A 19,332-nucleotide genomic window follows, 5' to 3' on the forward strand; every position below is an offset into this window, starting at 1 on the left:
AGACAATATTCTAAATATACTCACTGAACACTTGGTTTTTTAAAAGAACTCCCACAGTCAAGAGTAAATTTGCTGATTCAAGGGATTTTCCAATAATAGCATCCGCCTCACATTCCATCTCGCTGATTTCTTCATGAGATAATGCTGTAAGCATTACGATGGGAATATTCCGGGTAGCCATATTAAGCTTCAATTCGTTACAAATCTTCCTGCCGTCGGTATTTCCTAGCCTTATATCCAAAATAATCAGATTGGGCAAAAATTCATCAACCTGCGAAGAGAACAATTCAGTCGACTCAACACACCTTACTTCATAACCGGCATCTTTAAGAATTGCTCCAAAGCTGTAAAGCGCGATTGGGTCATCATCTAGAAATAAAACTGCCTCCGGCCCGATTTCCCGCACAGGGAACAAGCCCTTGAGTTCAGCGATCTCGGTGATGGAACGCCAGTAGGCCTTGAATTGCAGTATGAGTATAACGATCAGGGAAATCCCCTCTAAAACTAACATGGCGATAGGGTTTATATAAATTCCAATTTCAACTTCTCGGTCACAATCCATTTGTTCCCATCTTTTCGCAACTTGCCCACATTGTGCTGTTTTATGGTGATCTTGTGCCCACTTGGGATATTGATCAGTTCACAGACCGGGGCAAGTACGAATTCCCTCGAGGTATAGGCCCTTTGGTAAACCGGGTCTTCGGCCAGGATCGAGAAAGTCGCCTCATTTGGGTTGTTGGTAGGTACGGCCAATTCGAATACACTGTTGAAGCTCCGCTGCTCAGTCAGCGCACTGAAATCGAAGGTGTTCTCTGAACTGGGCTCAACCGAATATTTTCTGATCTTGGGCGTAAAGTCTTCCAATTGGCTTTTAGTTATCTTGGACAGTTCAAAAATTACCCCTATTAGCGGATAGAAGAACAGGCTGTCCGATACATTTTCCTCATAGGAGATTTTCTCCTTGCGGATACCGTAACCTTTGTCAAAATTGGAATCCAGCTGCTGTTCGATAAAGTTGCGCACTGCCCCGATGCTGAATTCGATATTCAGCTGGGCCTTGAAGTTTACCACCTCGTTCAGCCCTTCGATCATATCGAGCATTTGCACGATATTCGCTTTGATGCTGGGCTTAATCTCGGTGATTTGGTTCTCCACATCATTGTAGGTCCTGACAAAGGAATCCCTTTCAAAATCGAGCGTAGTGCCCAGGTAAGACTTTGAACGGAATTCCACCTCATTGACCTTGAATATCCCACCGTACGAGGTTGCTTCTTTCCGGTTCTCTGCGGGCAAGATGACCTGGGGCCGCTTGACCTCTTTTTCGAATACCTTGCCAAAGATATAAGCGGTAATCTGTGCCAATGTCTTTTCATTGGAAATAAAATCGATGTATTTGCTCCCGTTCCCGCTAAAGATCACGCAGGTCGGTTCCTGGTAGTTGTTCGATTTGAGCAACTGTGCCAAATGATAGAGCACCGAGCAGTAGTGCAACAGGTAAACGATCTTAAACTCGGGGTCGCGGAGGTAATTGGTCACGTTGGTCTTATCATCGTTGTTGAGCCAGAAATTGATGATCTCATCGGTTGATTTATCCGAATAGGCATCCATCGAGCTTTTCAGGAAGGTGTCCCCTTGCACCTTCTGGCCGATTTGGGCATTGATCTTTTGGTAAAAGCCATTGTCCTTCGCATCATTGCTCAATTGGTTATAGCCATTAGACCACAGGATATTGCCTGCAAAATTGAAAGAGGTACCCAATCTTGGCAATTTATTGACGAAAAGCATCGCATCGGTTGACCCCCCGCCGATATCGATGGACAGTACGGCATCATTGTTCTCGATCCTTCCGGTACGTTCCAGGAAATAAAAGGGTGCCTCGGACTCATAGACCCTTTTTGGAGGATGGTTGGACTTGAGGACCTTGCTTACTTTTTCGGCCCAGATTTTTTCGTAGAGTTCAATGGAAGCCTCCGAAAGGCTTTGCGGGATAAACCAGTTGAGCTTGGTCAATTTTGGGTTGCCGTTGTTAAGCAGGACTTTATATTTAAAGAGCAGGCAAAGCTCTTCGATGAACTTTTCCACGCGCGATTTTGAACCCAGGTCTTTTAGGCTCGAGATATTCCATTTCAAATTGGCAATGATTTCCTGGTTCTCGGTCGCGGTACTGTCGATTTCGGTTTTTTGATATCCGAAATGGATGTTCATGTCGCTGAAAAGGTTAAAGCTTTTAATGTTCTTCTTTTGATAAACGGCAGTCCTAAAAGGCATCTTGAATATGCTGTTGGGTTCTGTAGGAAGAAATACCGGTGGGACAAATTCATTGCAGACCGTGAGTTTGACCAGGTTGCGCGTGGTCGGTTCCCGCCAGAAACTCTCGGTCAGGGTAGATCCCCCGGAGGGTGCCGGTATTTGTTGGAGCATGGCCATTTGTAGTTCGGACACGTCGATATCGAATGGCCTTGGCATGGAATGGTGCCTGGGATCATCGGTGTAGGCAATGAAGGTATTAGTGGTACCGAAATCAACCGAAAAGTCGAATTGTTTTTCACCGACCCGCTTTTCCTTCCACTTAGGCACGGCCAGCCCATTGACCGCGTCCAGCCCAGCGACCTTTTGCAAAGAAATGTTGATCAGATCAAAATGGGTCCCGTTGACCTGGTAATAGATCGATGCCAAGACGTCCGGGGTCTCAAATGCCCGCCTTATCTCGCGTTTGGCATGGTACAGCTCTCCATCGGCCGAAATTTTTTCCACGCCGTTTGCTTCTATCCTGAAAAAATCAAGCCCAAAGCTGCCGGTATCCAAAAGGGCCGGCTTCAGTCCGCCATCTACTGCGAGGCTGACCTTGTAAAAATCGTTATAATTGCCCAGCACCGAGCCGTCGTTCCCCAATACCCTGATAAAGGGGAAGATGCCCAGCATAAAGGTATAACCCATTTCCTTGCCTGCGCTGACGATCTTGCCTTCGGTTTTGGTCTTTCCTTGCAGGACATAGTCTTTGGTAAAGGGCTTTTCCAGGCCTGGGTTGCGATAACTAACCCGTACCCGTTCGCCGAGCAGCTCGTAGCTGAAAAACTTAGGGATATCCTGCGGTTTGAAGTGGGTAAAAAAGGCCGGTTTCAATGGTAGCAGGAAATCAAATTTCCGGTCCTCTGGCTCATGCTGGAAGGTGGGCAGGAAAAAACAGTTTTCATTGAGCCGGTATTCCACCCTGATGATATGGTCGTTGAATATTTCCGCCGAAAAGATATCCGCATTGCTGTCGAGCTGTACGGCGCCCAGCCGGAACACCCCTCCATTTGCGGAAAGGTTGGGCTTTGTGGGCGTGTCCTTCAGTTGGACCTGTTCTGCGCCCTCGGCGACCAGATAGTCCCAAAAGACTTTGGAGCGGCCTTCCTTGAGCGACCTGTTCCTAGCGAAAAGGCCTACGAGATAATTTTTAAAGGCTTCGCCCCGTTTGGAAAAAGGAATGGCCCGGGAAAAATAGGCTTTTCCACTGCCAGGGTTTACCAGATCAAAAGTGGAATTATACCTTGCACTGCGAAAACGGTTGCCCGGTTGATCGGACCTAGACTTATCCAGGTTGGACGAGGTAAACATCAGCGTAAAGGGAGAGCTACCGGCAATCGCAAGGCCTTTGTATTTGATCATGGAAATATCCAATTTTCCGGGGCCAAAATCTGCCTCAATGAAGGTCTTGACCGTTTTGGCAAATACTTGCTGCCCGTAATCCCCCCCGTAAAGCCGTTCCAGATCGGCCGGTTCCCAGTTCACGAAGGTGAGCGGATCGCCTTGGGATTCGTGGTAGTTTGCGTTAAAGCTGAGTTCCAGTGCATCCAGGCAGTCCGAAACGAGCTCTTTGTAAATTTCGGACGCGCGGTCCTGCCCCTCTTTTAAGTCCCTGGTTACCAGTTTAAAAGCAGTATCGAAGGTGTGCAGCCTAGAAAAGGGCGAAGGGACCGAGTTCAGGGCATTTGTGGTTTTGGCCGACTTGTCTTTAAGTTGGCTGATGGCGGACTCGTTTAGTTTTTCGGTATGCCTCCACCCGGTGTTCGGGTCGCCGGTCGCATCGAATATGTTTAGGACACTCATATTAGTTTACTTTAATTTTATTTGCGTTTACGGTACGGATAGCCTCTTCTGCCAGTACGATATACCTGGTAGCCTTTAATGCGGAAGGGATCGCAGCAAAATCCTTCCTGATGGATTCCATTTGATTGATAAAATTGGAGGTATCATAATTTACCTTCCTAAACCCCAGCATCGTGCGCTCGCCCACTTCGCCCCCGATGACCATATTGTGCAGGCGGTCATCTTTGATGGAAAGGTTAAACGGGTAGAACCTCCTGTCGTTTTCACCCAGGCCGCTAAGCCAGGCCTGGAAATACTGTGTATTGAATTCCTCTAGGTCACGGATAAAACCGCTCCTGAAAAAGTCTTGGTCAAAACCCTCTGTGTCTTTCACAGTAGCCTTTGGCATGGTTTTGATATATGGGTGGATGATGTTGAAAGTGTGGTAATTGATGAGCTCGGTACGGATGCGATCGTTTAAATCTTCGCCGATGTTGCGGAAATCAACGTCACTTGTACCCATTTTAAGCGAGTATTGAAATTGGTTTTCTGAGTCTCCGATAAAATCCCGGCCTGCAAAATCAAGTATGGCAGAAGCCCCAATGAGCTCGACCAAGTGTGCCTTGTTGTTTTGCCTGGACTCATCGTTTACATAAGGGACCGATTGTTCATGGGGATCGGCAAGGTAGTAAAGCGCGTTGACCTGTTGCAAGTGGCCTTCATAATAGCTTAACGCCGATTTGGTCTTGGTGATGAAATTATTGGAATCGATGTCCTTGTGCTGTGACTCGGCATCAGGCTCGGACAGCTTGAAATAAGGCATGACTGGCAAGGCACCGATAAAGGCACTTTTGATCTCTTTATTTTTGCTTTTTCTTAGATTCTTGATCAATAAGGGCAAACCCGAAGCGCCGGTGCCACCGAAAATCGAGCTGATCACAAATATCCTGTCCCCGCTATCGAATATCTTTTCGAAACTCTTGTACCAATCGCTGTCCTCGAAACTGTTGAGTACGACCGAGCCGATATTAGGGTTCCCTTTGAAGCCTACTGATAGCTTGGTATTCAAGGTCTGTTCATTGTAGAGTAAATCCAATAAACCCCTGTTACTGTCCTGGCTATCGATTGCGTTATAGGATAGGAATTCCCCGAATGTCTCATCGATGCGCTCGTCAAAATCGAAACCTTCCTTTAATCCACTTTTTGCGGTCTCTGAAAGGGATTGCATGTTGACCTGGAAAAAAATACGTTCTGATGCAGGCTGATGCCCACTGAATAGGCTTTTATGGATCTTTGAGTACAACCGGAGCATATTTTTACAGTCTTTTAGCTCAGGCAAATCCTTGTGTGGATCGATAATAATGGGGATAATGTCATAACCGCTAGTCTTCACCCCGGAAGCCAGTAACATGGTGAGCGACTTGAGCACGCGTGCCCCGGTGCCCCCAATGGCAAATACAAATAATCTTGGCATAACTTTGATTAAAAAGGTGTGGTTCTGGCAACAGAGTACCGCTTAAAAACAAGGGACAGTGCAACAAAGAGTATGGCCGAATAAACCAGGTTCACAAAACCCAGCGAAAGGCAATACTTGAAGGGATGGAGTAAACTGTACCCTCTGGTCATGCTGATGCTGACTGAGAGCATCACAATGGCCACAACAAAGGAGTTGACCGATAACGCCGTTAACCAGAACCTGGTTTTAAAGGCATAGCCCGATCCCCCCCTTCGGTTTAGTACGAAATAATAGAGAACCGCTACAAGCGCGGTGATGGCTATCATGACCATCCCGGAAATGGTGTACAGGTCATTCCTGAAAAGGTTCCTCAACTGGGTTGCTTTGTTGATGTCGCTATTGTTTTGGTAAAGGAAAATAGACCATTTAAGCCCGGCGAACAGTTGGACCAGGCGGTCATAGATAAAGTTCCACATATTGTTTATTGTTTGGTGATATAAATTTTAACAGGTTCGGTAAAAACAGGTATTGGCCTGTCATCTTGCGCCTCTTCCAATCCTTTGACCATCTTTTTAAGGCCATAGGTCTGCTTGCGTAGGCCATCCTCCCTATCGATATTGAGCGCATCGATCCACTGGGGCAAATGGCGTTCGAGGTCGAGCGATACGATCCCTTCGCCTCCTATCTGGTCAACCTGGACCTGGGCCATGTGGGTCAGGCCATGTTTGGCCGCGATCTGCCGGTCGGCTTTTTCCTTAAGCGAGGATACCGCTTTAACCTGGACCAAAGTCCCGCCTGAAACGCTGAGGTATTTAAAGAGGTATGCCGGTTCGGACATATAACTGGGAAGGGCGGAAAAATCCATGCCCACCCAGAATTTAAACCCAGGGGTATCTTCATCGCTGTATTCCCGGTAAACATAATAGCAGCCATCTGTGGGACAGGCCATAGGCAATGCATTGGTCACTTGACTAAAGGCCGGAAAAACGGAGTATTTGGGGCGCGGTGTGGTAATGGCAAAATCGACGTTATTGAATGGCCCCGTTATCATTTTCCTCAACAGTGCCGAGGCGGACTTGACCCGCTTGGCCTCGCCGATAACCCAGATATAGTAAGGGCTTGCCCCAACGCTGCTCTTGCCATAAAAATTGGAATATAGTTGGATCAGCTCGCTGGACCTGTTCTTTGCTTTGAACCTTTGCCTGATATCGGTACTGATTTGGCTTAACTGCGCCTGGTTACCATTTTCTGGCGAAAAGATCAAGTCGGAAACCAATATCGATACGGTATTGTCGTTTGCCTTACGGAAAATACTATCTAACATTTCGGGGATATCGGTGGACTTGGCCGACTGGAAGCCACCTGTATTGAGCTTTTGCTTAAAATTGGCAACTGGGACCTCTGTGATAGCCTCCGATTTGGAACGTATCTGGAAGATCCCGAAACGCGCCCCGACTTTACTTTCAAACCCCTCCACTATGGACCAGATGTTGTTTTGGAAACTGGTGCCCTTTATGGACATGAACCCGGACATACTACCCGAGGTCTCCACGAAAAGATTGATTTCCGCGCTGTTTAGCTGATCTCCAACTGCTTTCACAACCGGTAAGCAATTGTCATTGTTGAGTATCGCTTCGCTTTCGCTTTGGCCATCCCTCGAGCAGGCGGAAAGCATAGCGGTCAAGGCCAGTAAGCAGCTGATAACGTGCTTTGCGTTATACGTTTTCATGTGCCTTAGGTGGATGCCGGCACCGTTAGGCTTGGGCGGAAATGGATGAGGTTTATCGATGATCTTCATATTTGTTTTGTTGGATGATTACCAGGACGGATTTAGCCATTGCCCCTGCTTGAAGCCAGTTATGCTTCTGTTTGCGGTTAAAATGGTATCAAGGCCTGATAGGTTATCCAAAAATACCTAAGGTTGTTTGCGATTCCTTACGGGAAACCGTAAGGGCGGTATATTTCTGTTTTTTTTCTAAGGGGGGCGGCCTGGAAGCTAGGCGGTGCAGACAAAAGTGCCTGCACTTTCGCGCAGGCACTTATTGGTTTTTAACTTGTATGGCAACTATTGCTGCAGAAGTAGCAGCCGTTGGCCGATGGATAGGTTTTCTTTGCCGCAGTGACCGCGCCGCTGCAGGAAACAAATTCACCTAAATAACCCCTGTTCTGCAATGCGGGCAAAAAACTGCAGTCCTGGTGATGGACTTCATGGTCGCCATTAGACTGGGCCACTTTGTTGACATAATACTTTTTCATCTGTTTATCTTTTTGGTGTAGCCCAAAACTAGTAGCCTAGCAGATGAAATTTATACGGGAAACCCTAAGGCGGGGATGGTTGTGTTTGGCCTATTAAATGGGATCAAATAATGCCAAAATCCTTACAATAGGCGATCAGCTGTTCGTTGTTGGAAAACCCGAGTACCTCGCGCATGGTGCTAAGGCGCTTCTCTACGCTACTGAGCCCCGAAGGTTTGATGGCATTGGCCTGTAGGAAGGCAGGGATATTTTTTTGTTTGGTCCCGCTGGAAAGCAGTGAGACTATGGTGACATCGAGCGTGCTGAATTCGAAACTGTTCTTTTGGTTAACGCTGCGCCGGATTTCCGCCGGCATATATAGTTTATTGGCATCGATGACCTTCATGGCAGCATTGAGTTCTGCACTATCCTCCCTTCCTTTGCGAACATAAGCGTCTATGACCAGGTCGCGGTAAAGTGCACCTATGATCGCCGGACGGCCCTCACCGGAAAACACCAGTACTTTTAAGCTTGGTTGGATGGCCCTGGCGGAGGCAATAAGCTGCTCACCGTTTTTTAAATGCTGCTCTCGGTGATCTGCTTCGAAAGAAAGATCGGTAACTAGCAGATCAAAGGGTGCCTCCACCTGGATGGCTTTTCGGATATGCATCAGCGCATCGTCACAGTAATAAGTGTATAGGATTTCTGGGATGGACAAATCTTCCATTATCTTAACGATAGAGATGCTGGCCATGGAATGGTCTTCGGCGATGAGTACTTTTTTGATCATGGTAAACTGTTTTACACCGGAAAGCTAACCGAGACCTTAAGTCCCCGTGCCCCTGGAATGGCTTCAAAGATAATAGATCCAGAAATCGCATCAATACGGTTTCCCGTACTGCGCAACCCATTTCCTTGGACGTCACCTTCAGCCATGCCTTTGCCATTGTCGCGGTAAGTGATGGTTACCCTTTTTTCTTCCCGCTGGAGGCGCAGCACCACATGGTCTGCCCCACTGTGCCTGCTCATATTGATCATCAATTCCTGAAGGACCTGTTCAATCTCGTAAAGTACGTCCAATGCTACGTTAGCCCAAATCTCTGGCCCGTTGCCAACGATTACCACCCGTGTTTCCTCGCCCGAAAAAGAGCCCAACAGCCCGCTTAAGTGGAGCTCAAAGGGCTGCTCGCGCTGGGCCGGCCGGTTATAGGAGATGTCCCTGGATTTTTCGTATAGCACTTCTATCCTGTCGAGCAAACTCTCCGCGCTAGAATGAAGCCGGTTCTGGATTTCTTTCATTATGCGGTAGAGCCCGTTGGCAACCACATCATGTACTTGTTTGGAGGTCGTCAGCTCACTTTCCTGTATCTTTTTTTCCGCGGCCTGGGCGAGTTTTTTCCTGCGTATGCGGAATTGAACGCCCACCAGCACCAGCACGAGCAGAGCAATGAAAACAACCATGCCCAGTTGATAGTTCTTGGCAGCGTTCTTTTTCTGTAAAAGCAGGTTATCGGCCTTATGCTTCTCGCTCTCGTAGCGGATGAGCGCAAACTGGTTTTTGGCGCCGCTCCTGGCGGTTTTAAGGCTATCATCGAGCTGCTCATAGATCTTGAAGTATGGCCTTGCCTGTTCCCCTGGGCTCAAGCGGATTATTTTTTTCAACGCCAGGATTTCATCGTCGCTACTTTTCAACAAGACTGCGACGTGGTACATGCTGTCGGCGTAGGCAAGCGCCTTGGAAGGGGATTTTGAGGCATAGTAATCCGAAAGGTGCGAGTAGCTGGCATTCAGCCCCCAATTGTCCTTTTCTTCTTTTCTAATCCGCAAGGCCTGCCTAAAATCCTCCAGTACGTCCGCCTTTGGCCGCTGGAGCCACCTTGCCATGGCAACGTTGGATAGCGCCCGAGCATAATCTTTCCTGTTCCTGCTCAACCCTGAGAGTACCTGGGTGTATATTTCCAGCGCTTTTCCGTACCGGCCCATTTCCTGGTAAAGCTTGGCTTGGTTGTTCAGATAAACACGTGTGTCCAAAGGATCATCCGAGAAGCGGATGGCCTGGTCATAAAACCCCAAAGCGTGGGTATAGTCTTTGAGTTTGTAACTTGCAATGCCAAGGTTGTTATAGTTCGACCTGATGAAAACATATTGCAGGGTGTCCGATGGGTCAAAGAACCTAATTGCCGATAAGGAGAGTTCCTGACCGCCGAAATAATCACCCTTGTCGGTCGAAAAAATAGCCATGTTCAAAAGGCATTTCCCTACCCCCAAGCTATCCCTTTCTTGCAAAAAGACGTCCTTGGCAATATTGAAATACCGGAAGGCGCTATCGGTCATCTCCTTTTGACGGTAATCGAAAGCCTGGTCATAGGCGGGATTGGTAGTTGCCTTTTTTTGTTCCGATGGCCGCTTACAACAGCAGAGGGACACGAGTAGGATTAAGGGATGAAGAAAGCGTCTCAAGGGATCTGGGTTTTTATCCGAAATTATAAAATATATCCGCATGTGCCAAAAACCATCCAAAAAATCCCGCCTAACACAAAAAGCCGGCTTACGCCAGCTTGGAGAACAACTGGTCAACGGACACCTTATCCTGTTGACCAGAGTGTTAGCGCGCCTGGGATCAATCGATCTTCGGTGGCGGGGTCTGTCCGGTCTCGCCGCCTGTATCGGTATCATCATCACCTGTGTCGCCCCCTTGGCCGGGATCGTCATTGGTAGTACTCACCTGTGTGGTTTGGTGGCAGTTGCTGTTAGACTGGTTTGATGGGGACACTAATCCCAACATAAGTGCGATGAAATAAGGTAAAAACATGGTTCCTTAATTTTAAAAGTTTGAAAAATGTAGGCCCCTACGACCGCCGTTGGGGTTGCTGTAATTTTTCAGAAGGCCTTCTGAAATTTTTGGAAAGCTTGAGGTCTGGGGACGGAAGCCGGTGGCAGCTTTCCGTTTTACCTGTTGGCTACCGTTCCCGGGCCTCATGTTTTTATTATCCGTTACTATCCTTTTATCTTATAGGCCAGGAACGAATGATGATGCAAATGTATAGCGCCTAACCGACCTGAAGGCAGCGGATTCCGATCGTGCCGATAATACCGGCCGAATGCGCAAAAAGCTTTTGGAATTCCTGAAATTCTACTACATTGCAGGCGTTTACGCTTTTAAAAATGTTCCCAGAATACAAGCAGCTTGTCATCAACCACTATCTTCAGGTCCTGCATTCCTCCGATCCATCGACCTACCTGAAAAACCCCAGCCCTGCAAACCTTAAAACAGAGTGCCTCAGGGTATATGAGCTCAGGTACCGCCCGGAGACCGATCGGCGGATACTCGAAGATTTTTTTGGTGCACCAGACAAAAACGGTGATTACTGGGAGGCGATAAACACCTTTAAAACGCCGAATTTCAGGCCGGTGCAACAGTTGATGCAGGATACCGGCAAGGATTCGCATAGCCGCAATGTTGAACTGTTGGCCTGGCTGACCGGTTATGAGCCTAGGCCCTTTAGGTTCGATACTTTTATGAAACCTAAAGATCCGGACCTGCCCCCAGCAACGCCAAAGGATCCTTTACCGCCGAGGGCCCCGCAAGGGAAAAAAGATGAAAAACCAATTTTTACAAGGATACAGGTCTGGATAGGCAAATATCAGCGCCAAAGCGTAATGGCACTGGCGACAGCGGCGATTATCACTTTGGTCACATCGATAATATCACCTGGGAAACAGTGTATGTACTGGGCGGGCGACCACTACGAGGCGGTAGATTGCAATAAGCCCATTTATGGCGTGCAGAGCATAGCCTTGGATACCATGAAGCTTAACCACTTCAGGAAAATAACAAAACCGGACACCATGACCGCTTATTCTGTCGGCAGGACTTGGTACACCTCGGTTGGCGCAAAGCTGGAATGTTTTACCGCGGATGGCCATCACCCTTTATATCCCTCAAAGGAGCTAAAACCCTTGAATATATACCTGCTGAGAAAATATTTCAGTGCGCAGTTGCCCGACTCGGCAATAAACCGATAGTTTTGAGACGTCCCGGGCAAAAAATGTTAAGGTGGGTGCTGACGCACCCGGGGTTGCTGGAATAAAAAAAGTTGCCCGGCAAGGCCGGGCAACTGGGGCGAGCGTGAATGAATATCAGGCGTCGGGTTTCTCCCCGGCCTACTTCAAACGATTATCCTATATGCTTCGAAGCATCTTTCATAGCAGCTTGCAACTTGCCGATTTGTCGAATAAAACCTGCAAACCCTTCAAATGCCCCAATCCTTGAGGTGGAAATGACTTCGTTGACACCCGAAGCTGAACGCAAAGTTCCTGCCCGCACCCGCATTTCTCTTCCAATCGTCATTCCGCTGTTCCTGCAAGTACTGCCATTTACTTCTTGAGGAATTAAAAGCCTGGAAATGGGTGCCTATTGCCTGATAGGTAAGGCCCATCTGCTGGCCCATTTGATAATAAACCCCTATTTCAAACCTTTTCTGTCCACCTTTGCCAGGTAGATGACCAAAACGGTGAAAAACGCCAGCCCTAGGCCCAACTGCCAGTAATATCTGGGGTTGATAAGATACTGCTCCAAACTGACTTCCCTAGGGTCGTTGACCACGCCCTTTTTCGCCAATTTTGAGGCAATGTAACCGGCCGTATCTTTGACCTTGGTCTTAAACCATTTTCTGCTGGGGGCATATAGCAGCGTAAATATCTCCACATTTTTTGCGGTTGCCAATACAGCTGAACCGGCATCAGCCCTCACCCGGATGTAGCAGCCAACATAAGAATCGACGGTTACAACCTCCCTTCGTCCACCCGGGTGCAACACCGTCTCTTTTGTCTTAAGCGAAAAAACAGATAAGATGACTGTAAAAGCGATCATCGGCAGGGCTCCAAACCATTGAAAAAAAGATATTTTGGAAGCCTTCTGTGTCAGCTCATCAATAAATGCTTTGAAATCCACGTCCGTCAGTTGGTCGATATCGGCAGAGGTGATGGTGTGGGCGCCCTGATTTTCGGTAATAAAAGGCTGTGGGGGATTATGCGAGGGCACTGAAAAAGTCCTTGTAAAAAAATGTCGTATTAAATATTGAGAAAAACGGCAGATAAGGTCTCTTAGAATCGTCTAATTGCAAAATAAAATTTAGAAGATTGCGAATATCACAAAGAAAAGGGCTTATGGAATAAAAAAAGTCATAAGCCCTTTTTTCATAGGTAGTTTTTCAGTGCCCTCGGATTATGCCGGGGCTGTTTTTTTTCCACGCTTCCAATACGTTGCCTGTAATATATCCCATTTCCACCAGGGGTGACATAAGTGCCCCGAGGAACCGAGGTCAGCCGGGCACCATTAATACCAGCTGAATAGCTTATCCCACTTTGGGAAAAATTCAGGCGAAAGGGTCCAACTTTGAAAGATTTGCGAAAAAATATGCCCATAAGCTATCTTTTGATTGCTTTGCCGAAGATGATAAAATGTAATTAGGAATTATTACGGTTTTCCGTAGCATGCGTATTTCGGCCAACATGTTCATATAAGCCGCATTTTTGTTGACAGCCGATTTCGCTCCAAAGTTACATTTTACCCCGCGCCAAACTGGTTGTTTTAATCTATCGATCAGGGTTCTTTTTATTTTTAAGTTCAGTTAACCTTTGGATTCCATGTCCATTAGGATCATTTTCCACAGATGAGGCACTCGTAACGTCCTAACGTCCCCCCGAAAAACCATGAGCTATCGTATCCGGACAGTGCTTTGAAATACCCAATTCTGATACCTAAATCATCTTTACTGGTTGTTAGTCTAAGCCCTACAAAAAGATTTTTAAAATAATTTTCAGACAGCAAAATTCCAAAAGTCCGTAACACATATCCTTTAGGTTCTTTCATTGAACTAAAACAGCAATCACATTTGTATTTGAAAGTCCGGTTGCGAGAATGTTTATAATTAGTTAAACTGAAAAAACAGAAAATAAATCTAGTTTTTTAACTAAAATTACTTGGATATTATGTTCAATCAAAGAGTGTTCTAAAAACCTCTCGGACTATGAGGATGAAAAATTTTTAGAACACAATATTTTTACTTTTTATGGGAATTTTGGAGTGCTTTCTGTAATTTATTTTTCTCCAAAATGCTTTCTAATACCTCAAAGAAGCAAAATAGGTGTTCAAAGAATTCATCATTGTCTGTGTTGAATGGGAGCAGCTATATTCAAGAAAACTATAGGTATTCCTAGGGTAAGGTAGTTTATTTTCAGTTGTGAATCATAATTTCACATCATAAGTGAAGATAAATATTATGAAAAATGAAGATAAGTCTCCAAATATCGAGGTTAGCAATCAACTACTTTTCGATATCGTCTCAGAACTAGCCAAAAAGGTCAATGACATCCATCGCTTACACTTTTCAGAGGAAAAATTAAAAAAGCGTACAAATCAAAAAGAAAAGTTTCTTGCAGAAATCCTCACAAATCCCACAAGAAACTCCAAGAGCCGTTAAATTGCCGGAATAGCTTTATCTGATCTCACAAATTTCAACAACTCCCTTAATTACGTTTCCGTTTCGGATAAACTACCATGACCGTTTGCAAAACAAATTTCTGCAATTGTCCAACTGCAGTTTAGGAATTTCCATGAGGCCAAAACAAATCTCACACGCAATTTTGATTAAGACTTAAGTTTGGGGTAACTGACGTTTTCTACAATTTTTATAGAATAATTCGAGCGTTTGCTTTGCTCTTGAAAAGGATTTTTGTGTTGATGTAGCGTTTAGTATGGGGATTGTGGCAGAATTATCGAAGTATCACACTAAATCGCTATATTTCAAAACTCAGAATTTCTGAAGTAAAAATAGATAAAAACAAAAAACCCGAGGCTTGCTCGGGTTTAAATGTTCTTTTTTTAAAGTGCACAACTAAAGCCTGTTTAGTCAGGCACTAATAGGAACAAAAGTAATATAATGTTGATAACATACAAAATGTATTAACATTATTTAACAAGTATATTACAGTTTGTAGCCTATTTTTGTTTGAATAATATTTTTAATTGGCTCATTATCTTTAAATTTCGAAAATAAATCTTCTAATTTATTTTTTAAATCTTTTTCTCTATTGGTCGAAATTTGACTTAATAAATATCTTATTACTTTAATCGAGGCATCTAACGAATGGTTATCTGAAAAAGGCGTAATCCCCCCGGGGATATTTATAATACTTTTAGGTTGTGCCAAATCATAGAGTACTCCTCCATGGGAGCACATATTTCTAACATAGACTATAGAATTAATGAAATTAATAAATATTTTAAGTTTTCTTAATTTATATGATGATGCAATGGTTTCTTTAATTGCATTATCTTTTAGTGCTAAGAAAAGTTTTAAGTTCGCTCCGAAAGTAATGAACTCTATAGTTTTCCAAGCTGGAGCATATTTATCATTAATGTATTTTTGGTGATGTTTATAAATAGGCCTGTTGTTTCTTATAAATTTGCTTGTATAAAATTTATCAAAATCACTGATGTAATCTGAAGATACCACTTTAGGGTCTACAAACCAAGTTGGCGAACTTTGATGCTGATTGGAAACGTGATAAATGATTTGGGTACGAAAGTGAACCTCAATTCGATAAATGTATTTTAAAAGCAATTCCCTTAAATCGACATCTAAATAATATAAAGAAACAACATCTTCAAACTTTGTTCCTGCAGTAAGAGTGTGCTTATCATCACATTCAAAACAATTCCAGTAAAAGCCTAATCTGTAGTAACCAATATCGAGTAAAATTTCTCTTGCTTTAAGTTCATCCGCTATGACCATACCTCGCCCTTTTAATAATACTATTTGCTCGTCTACAGTTGTTGCTTTAGCTCCCATCTTTTAATTTGAATATATGTCGCATCTAAAAGTTTAGCAAATCATGCAACATTAAAGTCTTTTTTTTAATTAGCTCTAACATTTGTTAATTGCTTACAAAGCTATTCTTTATATCAGATAATTTTAAACTTTTAAATTAATCATAATCAAAGTACCATCTTTACGAGAAACCGCATTTTAAATATCTTATAATATAATAATTAAAAAACTTGAATTGAGCTAAGTCATTAGTAATAGTTTAGGATATTAACAAAAAACGGTAATTTAACCCTCTCAATAAAACTCAGATGCAATTAAAGGAACTGAACCCTCGTAAAGCGATTAACAAAGCATTCTTAAAAGTAAAACCAAACAGAACTGATATAGAGCTTTTCAAAGCCAACCTTATTCAGTTATTGGATAGGATTAATGACAAAGAGTCTGAGGAATTTCATAAGAACATTGTAAGTGATTTTTTAAAGAAAACATATTACGAGCCAAATAACTTCATAAATACTAAAGGCAGAAATGATTTAGTAATTCATAATGGTAACACCGCAAAAAGTTCAGTAGGTGTAATTATTGAAGCTAAAAGCCCTGTCAATAAATCAGAAATGGTTAGTGCAACAAAGTTAAACACTAAAGCATTTCAAGAATTGGTACTGTATTATTTACGAGAAAGAATAACCCATAAAAATTTAGAAGTTAAAAATCTTGTAATTACTAACATTTACGAATGGTATATTTTTAATGCCAAAACATTCGAAGGCTTATTTGCAGAAAATAAAAGCTTGGTTAAGCAATTTGAAGATTTTGAAAACAATAGGCTTTCTGGAAGCTCAACTGACTTATTTTATTCGAGTATAGCAAAGCCATTTATAGATGGATTAACTGATGAAATTGAGTTTACCCATTTTGACATAAGAGATTACAAAAAAATCGTAACCAATAACAATAGTGAAGATGATAACCAACTTATTGCGTTATTTAAACTTTTATCTCCTGAGCATTTACTTAAACTGCCTTTTACAAATGATAGTAATATATTAGATAAACGCTTTTATAGCGAGCTTTTACATATTATCGGATTAGTTGAAACAAAAGACGGTGGTAAACGATTGATAGAAAGAAATAAAGAAGGTCAGCGACATTCTGGAACAATATTAGAAGATACGATTATACATCTTGATAGTCTTGATAAAATTAGTAGACTAAGTAAAGCATTCATTTATGGCGAAAATCATCAAGAACGCTTATTTAATGTTGCATTGGGACTAAACATTACTTGGATAAATCGTATTCTGTTTTTAAAACTTTTAGAAGCTCAATTAATTACATATCATAAAGGCGATAAATCCTATGCTTTCCTAAACTTAAATAGAATAAAAGAATATGATGATTTGAATAGTCTTTTTTTTCAAGTGCTTGCTGTTAAACATGAGAATAGAAATGATGATGTAAAAAAACTATTTGAAAAAGTTCCATATTTAAATAGTTCTCTTTTTGAACCAACTGAAATTGAACATCAGACACTTTTCATTAGTAATTTAAAAGATGATAAAACAATTCCTCTTGTTTCAAATACGGTATTAAAAGATGAGCAAGGAAAAAAACGTGCAGGTAGCCTAACTACACTAGCCTATCTTTTCGAATTTTTAAATGCCTACGATTTTAGCAGTGAAGGTTCGGAAGCTATACAGGAAGAAAACAAGACTTTAATCAATGCTTCAGTTCTTGGATTAATTTTCGAGAAAATTAATGGCTACAAAGATGGTTCATTCTTTACTCCAGGAATGATTACCATGTATATGTGCCGTGAAACGCTACGCAAAACAGTATTGCAAAAATTTAATGATATAAAAAGATGGAATTGCTTAGAATTTGATGAGTTATACAATAAAATTGAGGATAAAAAAGAAGCTAATGAGATTGTAAACAGTATTAAAATTTGTGACCCTGCCGTTGGTTCTGGCCACTTCTTAGTATCAGCTTTAAATGAACTTATCGCCATTAAAAGTGATTTAAAAATCTTACAAGATAAGGATGGAAAATTGCTTAAATTTTATGAGGTTGAAGTTGAGAATGATGAAATGATTGTAACCGACGAAGAAGGACATCTTTTTGAGTATAATCCTAAGAACAAAGAAAGTCAGCGTATTCAGGAAACTTTATTTAATGAGAAGCAATACATTATAGAAAACTGTTTATTTGGAGTAGATATCAATCCAAACTCTGTAAAAATATGCCGTTTACGCTTATGGATAGAATTATTGAAAAATGCCTATTACAAAAACGCAACAGAACTAGAAACGCTACCTAATATTGATATCAACATTAAAAATGGCAATTCATTAATTAGCAGGTTTGCTTTAGATAGTGACTTAAAAGTTGCGCTGAAAGGAAAACAAATCTCTATCGACGATTATAAAAATGCTGTTGCAAATTATAGAAATGCTAAAAGCAAAGAGGAAAAAAGAGCATTAGAAAATCTGATTAATGAGATTAAGACCGATTTTAAATCGGAGATTAATAAAAACAGCAAGGAAAGTCAATCTCTTCAAAAATGGAAGACCGAGCATTTTACAAAATATGGAAGTAACCAACTATTTGAAACTACACTAACCAAAGCCCAACAGAAAGACAAAAAAGAGCTCGAAGCCAAAGTCAAAAAAGTAGAGGATTTTATACAAGAAATTAAAAGCAATAAAATTTACGAAAATGCTTTTGAATGGCGCTTTGAATTTCCAGAGGTATTGAATGACGACGGAGATTTTATTGGCTTTGATGCGATAATTGGTAATCCACCATATATTCAATTGCAAAAAATGGGAGCAAATAGTGACGCTTTAGAGAAAATAGGTTATGAAACATTTGCCCGCACGGGTGATATTTATAGTTTATTTTACGAATTAGGTTATCGGATTTTAAAAAACAGCGGGTTATTGATTTTTATTACTTCAAACAAATGGATGCGTGCAGGTTATGGTGAAAGTTTAAGAAAGTTTTTTGTGGAAAAAACAAATCCTTTGATATTAGTTGATTTTGGTGGCTCACAAATTTTTGACACCGCAACTGTTGATACGAATATTTTAATGTTTGCAAAGGATAAAAATAGACAGCAAACTTTAACCTGTATTGTGAAAGATAAGATGTTAAATAATTTGAGCGTTTTTGTTAAACAGAATAGTAACGTAACAAAATTTACTACAGCAGGTAGTTGGGTAGTTTTGTCACAAATAGAACGACAAATTAAATCTAAAATAGAAGCGATCGGAACACCACTTAAAGACTGGAAAATCAATATTAATTACGGCATTAAAACTGGATTTAATGATGCTTTCATTATTACTGAAGAGAAGAAATTGGAATTAATTGAAAAGGATATCAATAGTATCGAAGTAATTAAGCCAATTCTAAGAGGAAGAGATATTAAACGTTATGGGCACGAGTATTCAAATCTATATATTATTTTTATACCATGGCACTTTCCGTTACACAATGACCCAAAGGTTACTGGATCATCAGATAAAGCGGAGGAAGCTTTTAAAACAACTTATCCAGCAGTATACAACCATCTTTATTCCTATAAAAATAATCTCGAAAGAAGAAATAAAGCAGAAACAGGAATTAGATACGAATGGTATGCGCTTCAACGGTGGGGAGCAAATTATTGGGAGGATTTTTTTAGTCCAAAAATTATCTATCCAAACATGACAAAGTTTTTACCTTTTTTAT

Annotated in this window: 14 protein-coding genes; 3 read left to right on the forward strand and 11 right to left on the reverse strand. The window is 42.3% G+C overall.

What is annotated here, in order from left to right:
• Positions 1-10: 10 nt before the first annotated feature.
• The 8 genes from ACFOWA_RS01845 to ACFOWA_RS01880 all read right to left on the reverse strand — a co-directional run bounded on the left by ACFOWA_RS01845 (position 11) and on the right by ACFOWA_RS01880 (position 10,096).
• A complete protein-coding gene (locus ACFOWA_RS01845) occupies positions 11-511 on the reverse strand; it encodes a response regulator (protein ID WP_378981178.1) in 501 nt (166 codons plus the stop codon).
• 11 nt (positions 512-522) lie between these two features.
• Entirely contained in the window at positions 523-4,092 is a 3,570-nt protein-coding gene (locus ACFOWA_RS01850; RefSeq protein ID WP_378981180.1) for a hypothetical protein, read from the reverse strand.
• A gap of 1 nt (position 4,093) precedes the next feature.
• Positions 4,094-5,545: a hypothetical protein gene (locus ACFOWA_RS01855; RefSeq protein WP_378981182.1), complete on the reverse strand. Its 1,452-nt coding sequence runs from the start codon at positions 5,543-5,545 to the stop codon at positions 4,094-4,096.
• A gap of 8 nt (positions 5,546-5,553) precedes the next feature.
• On the reverse strand, positions 5,554-6,003 hold the full coding sequence (locus ACFOWA_RS01860) for a hypothetical protein (protein ID WP_378981184.1): 450 nt from the start codon (positions 6,001-6,003) through the stop codon (positions 5,554-5,556).
• Between the two features lie 5 nt (positions 6,004-6,008).
• On the reverse strand, positions 6,009-7,325 hold the full coding sequence (locus tag ACFOWA_RS01865) for a hypothetical protein (protein ID WP_378981186.1): 1,317 nt from the start codon (positions 7,323-7,325) through the stop codon (positions 6,009-6,011).
• A gap of 251 nt (positions 7,326-7,576) precedes the next feature.
• Positions 7,577-7,783 carry a hypothetical protein gene (locus ACFOWA_RS01870; RefSeq protein ID WP_378981188.1) on the reverse strand — a complete coding sequence of 69 codons (207 nt, stop codon included), beginning with the start codon at positions 7,781-7,783 and terminating at the stop codon, positions 7,577-7,579.
• A 103-nt stretch (positions 7,784-7,886) separates the two neighbouring features.
• On the reverse strand, positions 7,887-8,552 hold the full coding sequence (locus ACFOWA_RS01875; RefSeq protein ID WP_378981190.1) for a response regulator: 666 nt from the start codon (positions 8,550-8,552) through the stop codon (positions 7,887-7,889).
• 11 nt (positions 8,553-8,563) lie between these two features.
• Positions 8,564-10,096: a tetratricopeptide repeat-containing sensor histidine kinase gene (locus ACFOWA_RS01880; RefSeq protein ID WP_378981192.1), complete on the reverse strand. Its 1,533-nt coding sequence runs from the start codon at positions 10,094-10,096 to the stop codon at positions 8,564-8,566.
• Between the two features lie 831 nt (positions 10,097-10,927).
• Between ACFOWA_RS01880 and ACFOWA_RS01885 the strand changes: the two genes are divergently transcribed.
• Positions 10,928-11,788 (forward strand): hypothetical protein, encoded by an 861-nt coding sequence (locus ACFOWA_RS01885; RefSeq protein WP_378981194.1) that lies wholly within the window; start codon positions 10,928-10,930, stop codon positions 11,786-11,788.
• Positions 11,789-12,227: 439 nt separating this feature from the next.
• On the opposite strand, the gene ACFOWA_RS01890 is transcribed toward ACFOWA_RS01885, so the two are convergent.
• A complete protein-coding gene (locus ACFOWA_RS01890) occupies positions 12,228-12,806 on the reverse strand; it encodes a hypothetical protein (RefSeq protein WP_378981196.1) in 579 nt (192 codons plus the stop codon).
• 155 nt (positions 12,807-12,961) lie between these two features.
• Positions 12,962-13,189: a DUF4236 domain-containing protein gene (locus ACFOWA_RS01895; RefSeq protein WP_378981197.1), complete on the reverse strand. Its 228-nt coding sequence runs from the start codon at positions 13,187-13,189 to the stop codon at positions 12,962-12,964.
• Between the two features lie 857 nt (positions 13,190-14,046).
• Here ACFOWA_RS01895 and ACFOWA_RS01900 point away from each other — a divergent pair.
• Positions 14,047-14,247 (forward strand): hypothetical protein, encoded by a 201-nt coding sequence (locus tag ACFOWA_RS01900; RefSeq protein ID WP_378981199.1) that lies wholly within the window; start codon positions 14,047-14,049, stop codon positions 14,245-14,247.
• Positions 14,248-14,751: 504 nt separating this feature from the next.
• On the opposite strand, the gene ACFOWA_RS01905 is transcribed toward ACFOWA_RS01900, so the two are convergent.
• A complete protein-coding gene (locus ACFOWA_RS01905; protein ID WP_378981200.1) occupies positions 14,752-15,618 on the reverse strand; it encodes an Abi family protein in 867 nt (288 codons plus the stop codon).
• A 287-nt stretch (positions 15,619-15,905) separates the two neighbouring features.
• On the opposite strand from ACFOWA_RS01905, the gene ACFOWA_RS01910 reads away from it, so the two are divergent.
• Positions 15,906-19,332 (forward strand): DUF7149 domain-containing protein (locus tag ACFOWA_RS01910; RefSeq protein ID WP_378981202.1); only part of this gene is annotated, 3,427 nt, incomplete at its 3' end.

It is taken from the genome of Pedobacter lithocola (assembly GCF_042650845.1).
In the GTDB taxonomy this organism is placed as follows: Bacteria; Bacteroidota; Bacteroidia; order Sphingobacteriales; family Sphingobacteriaceae; genus Pedobacter; species Pedobacter lithocola.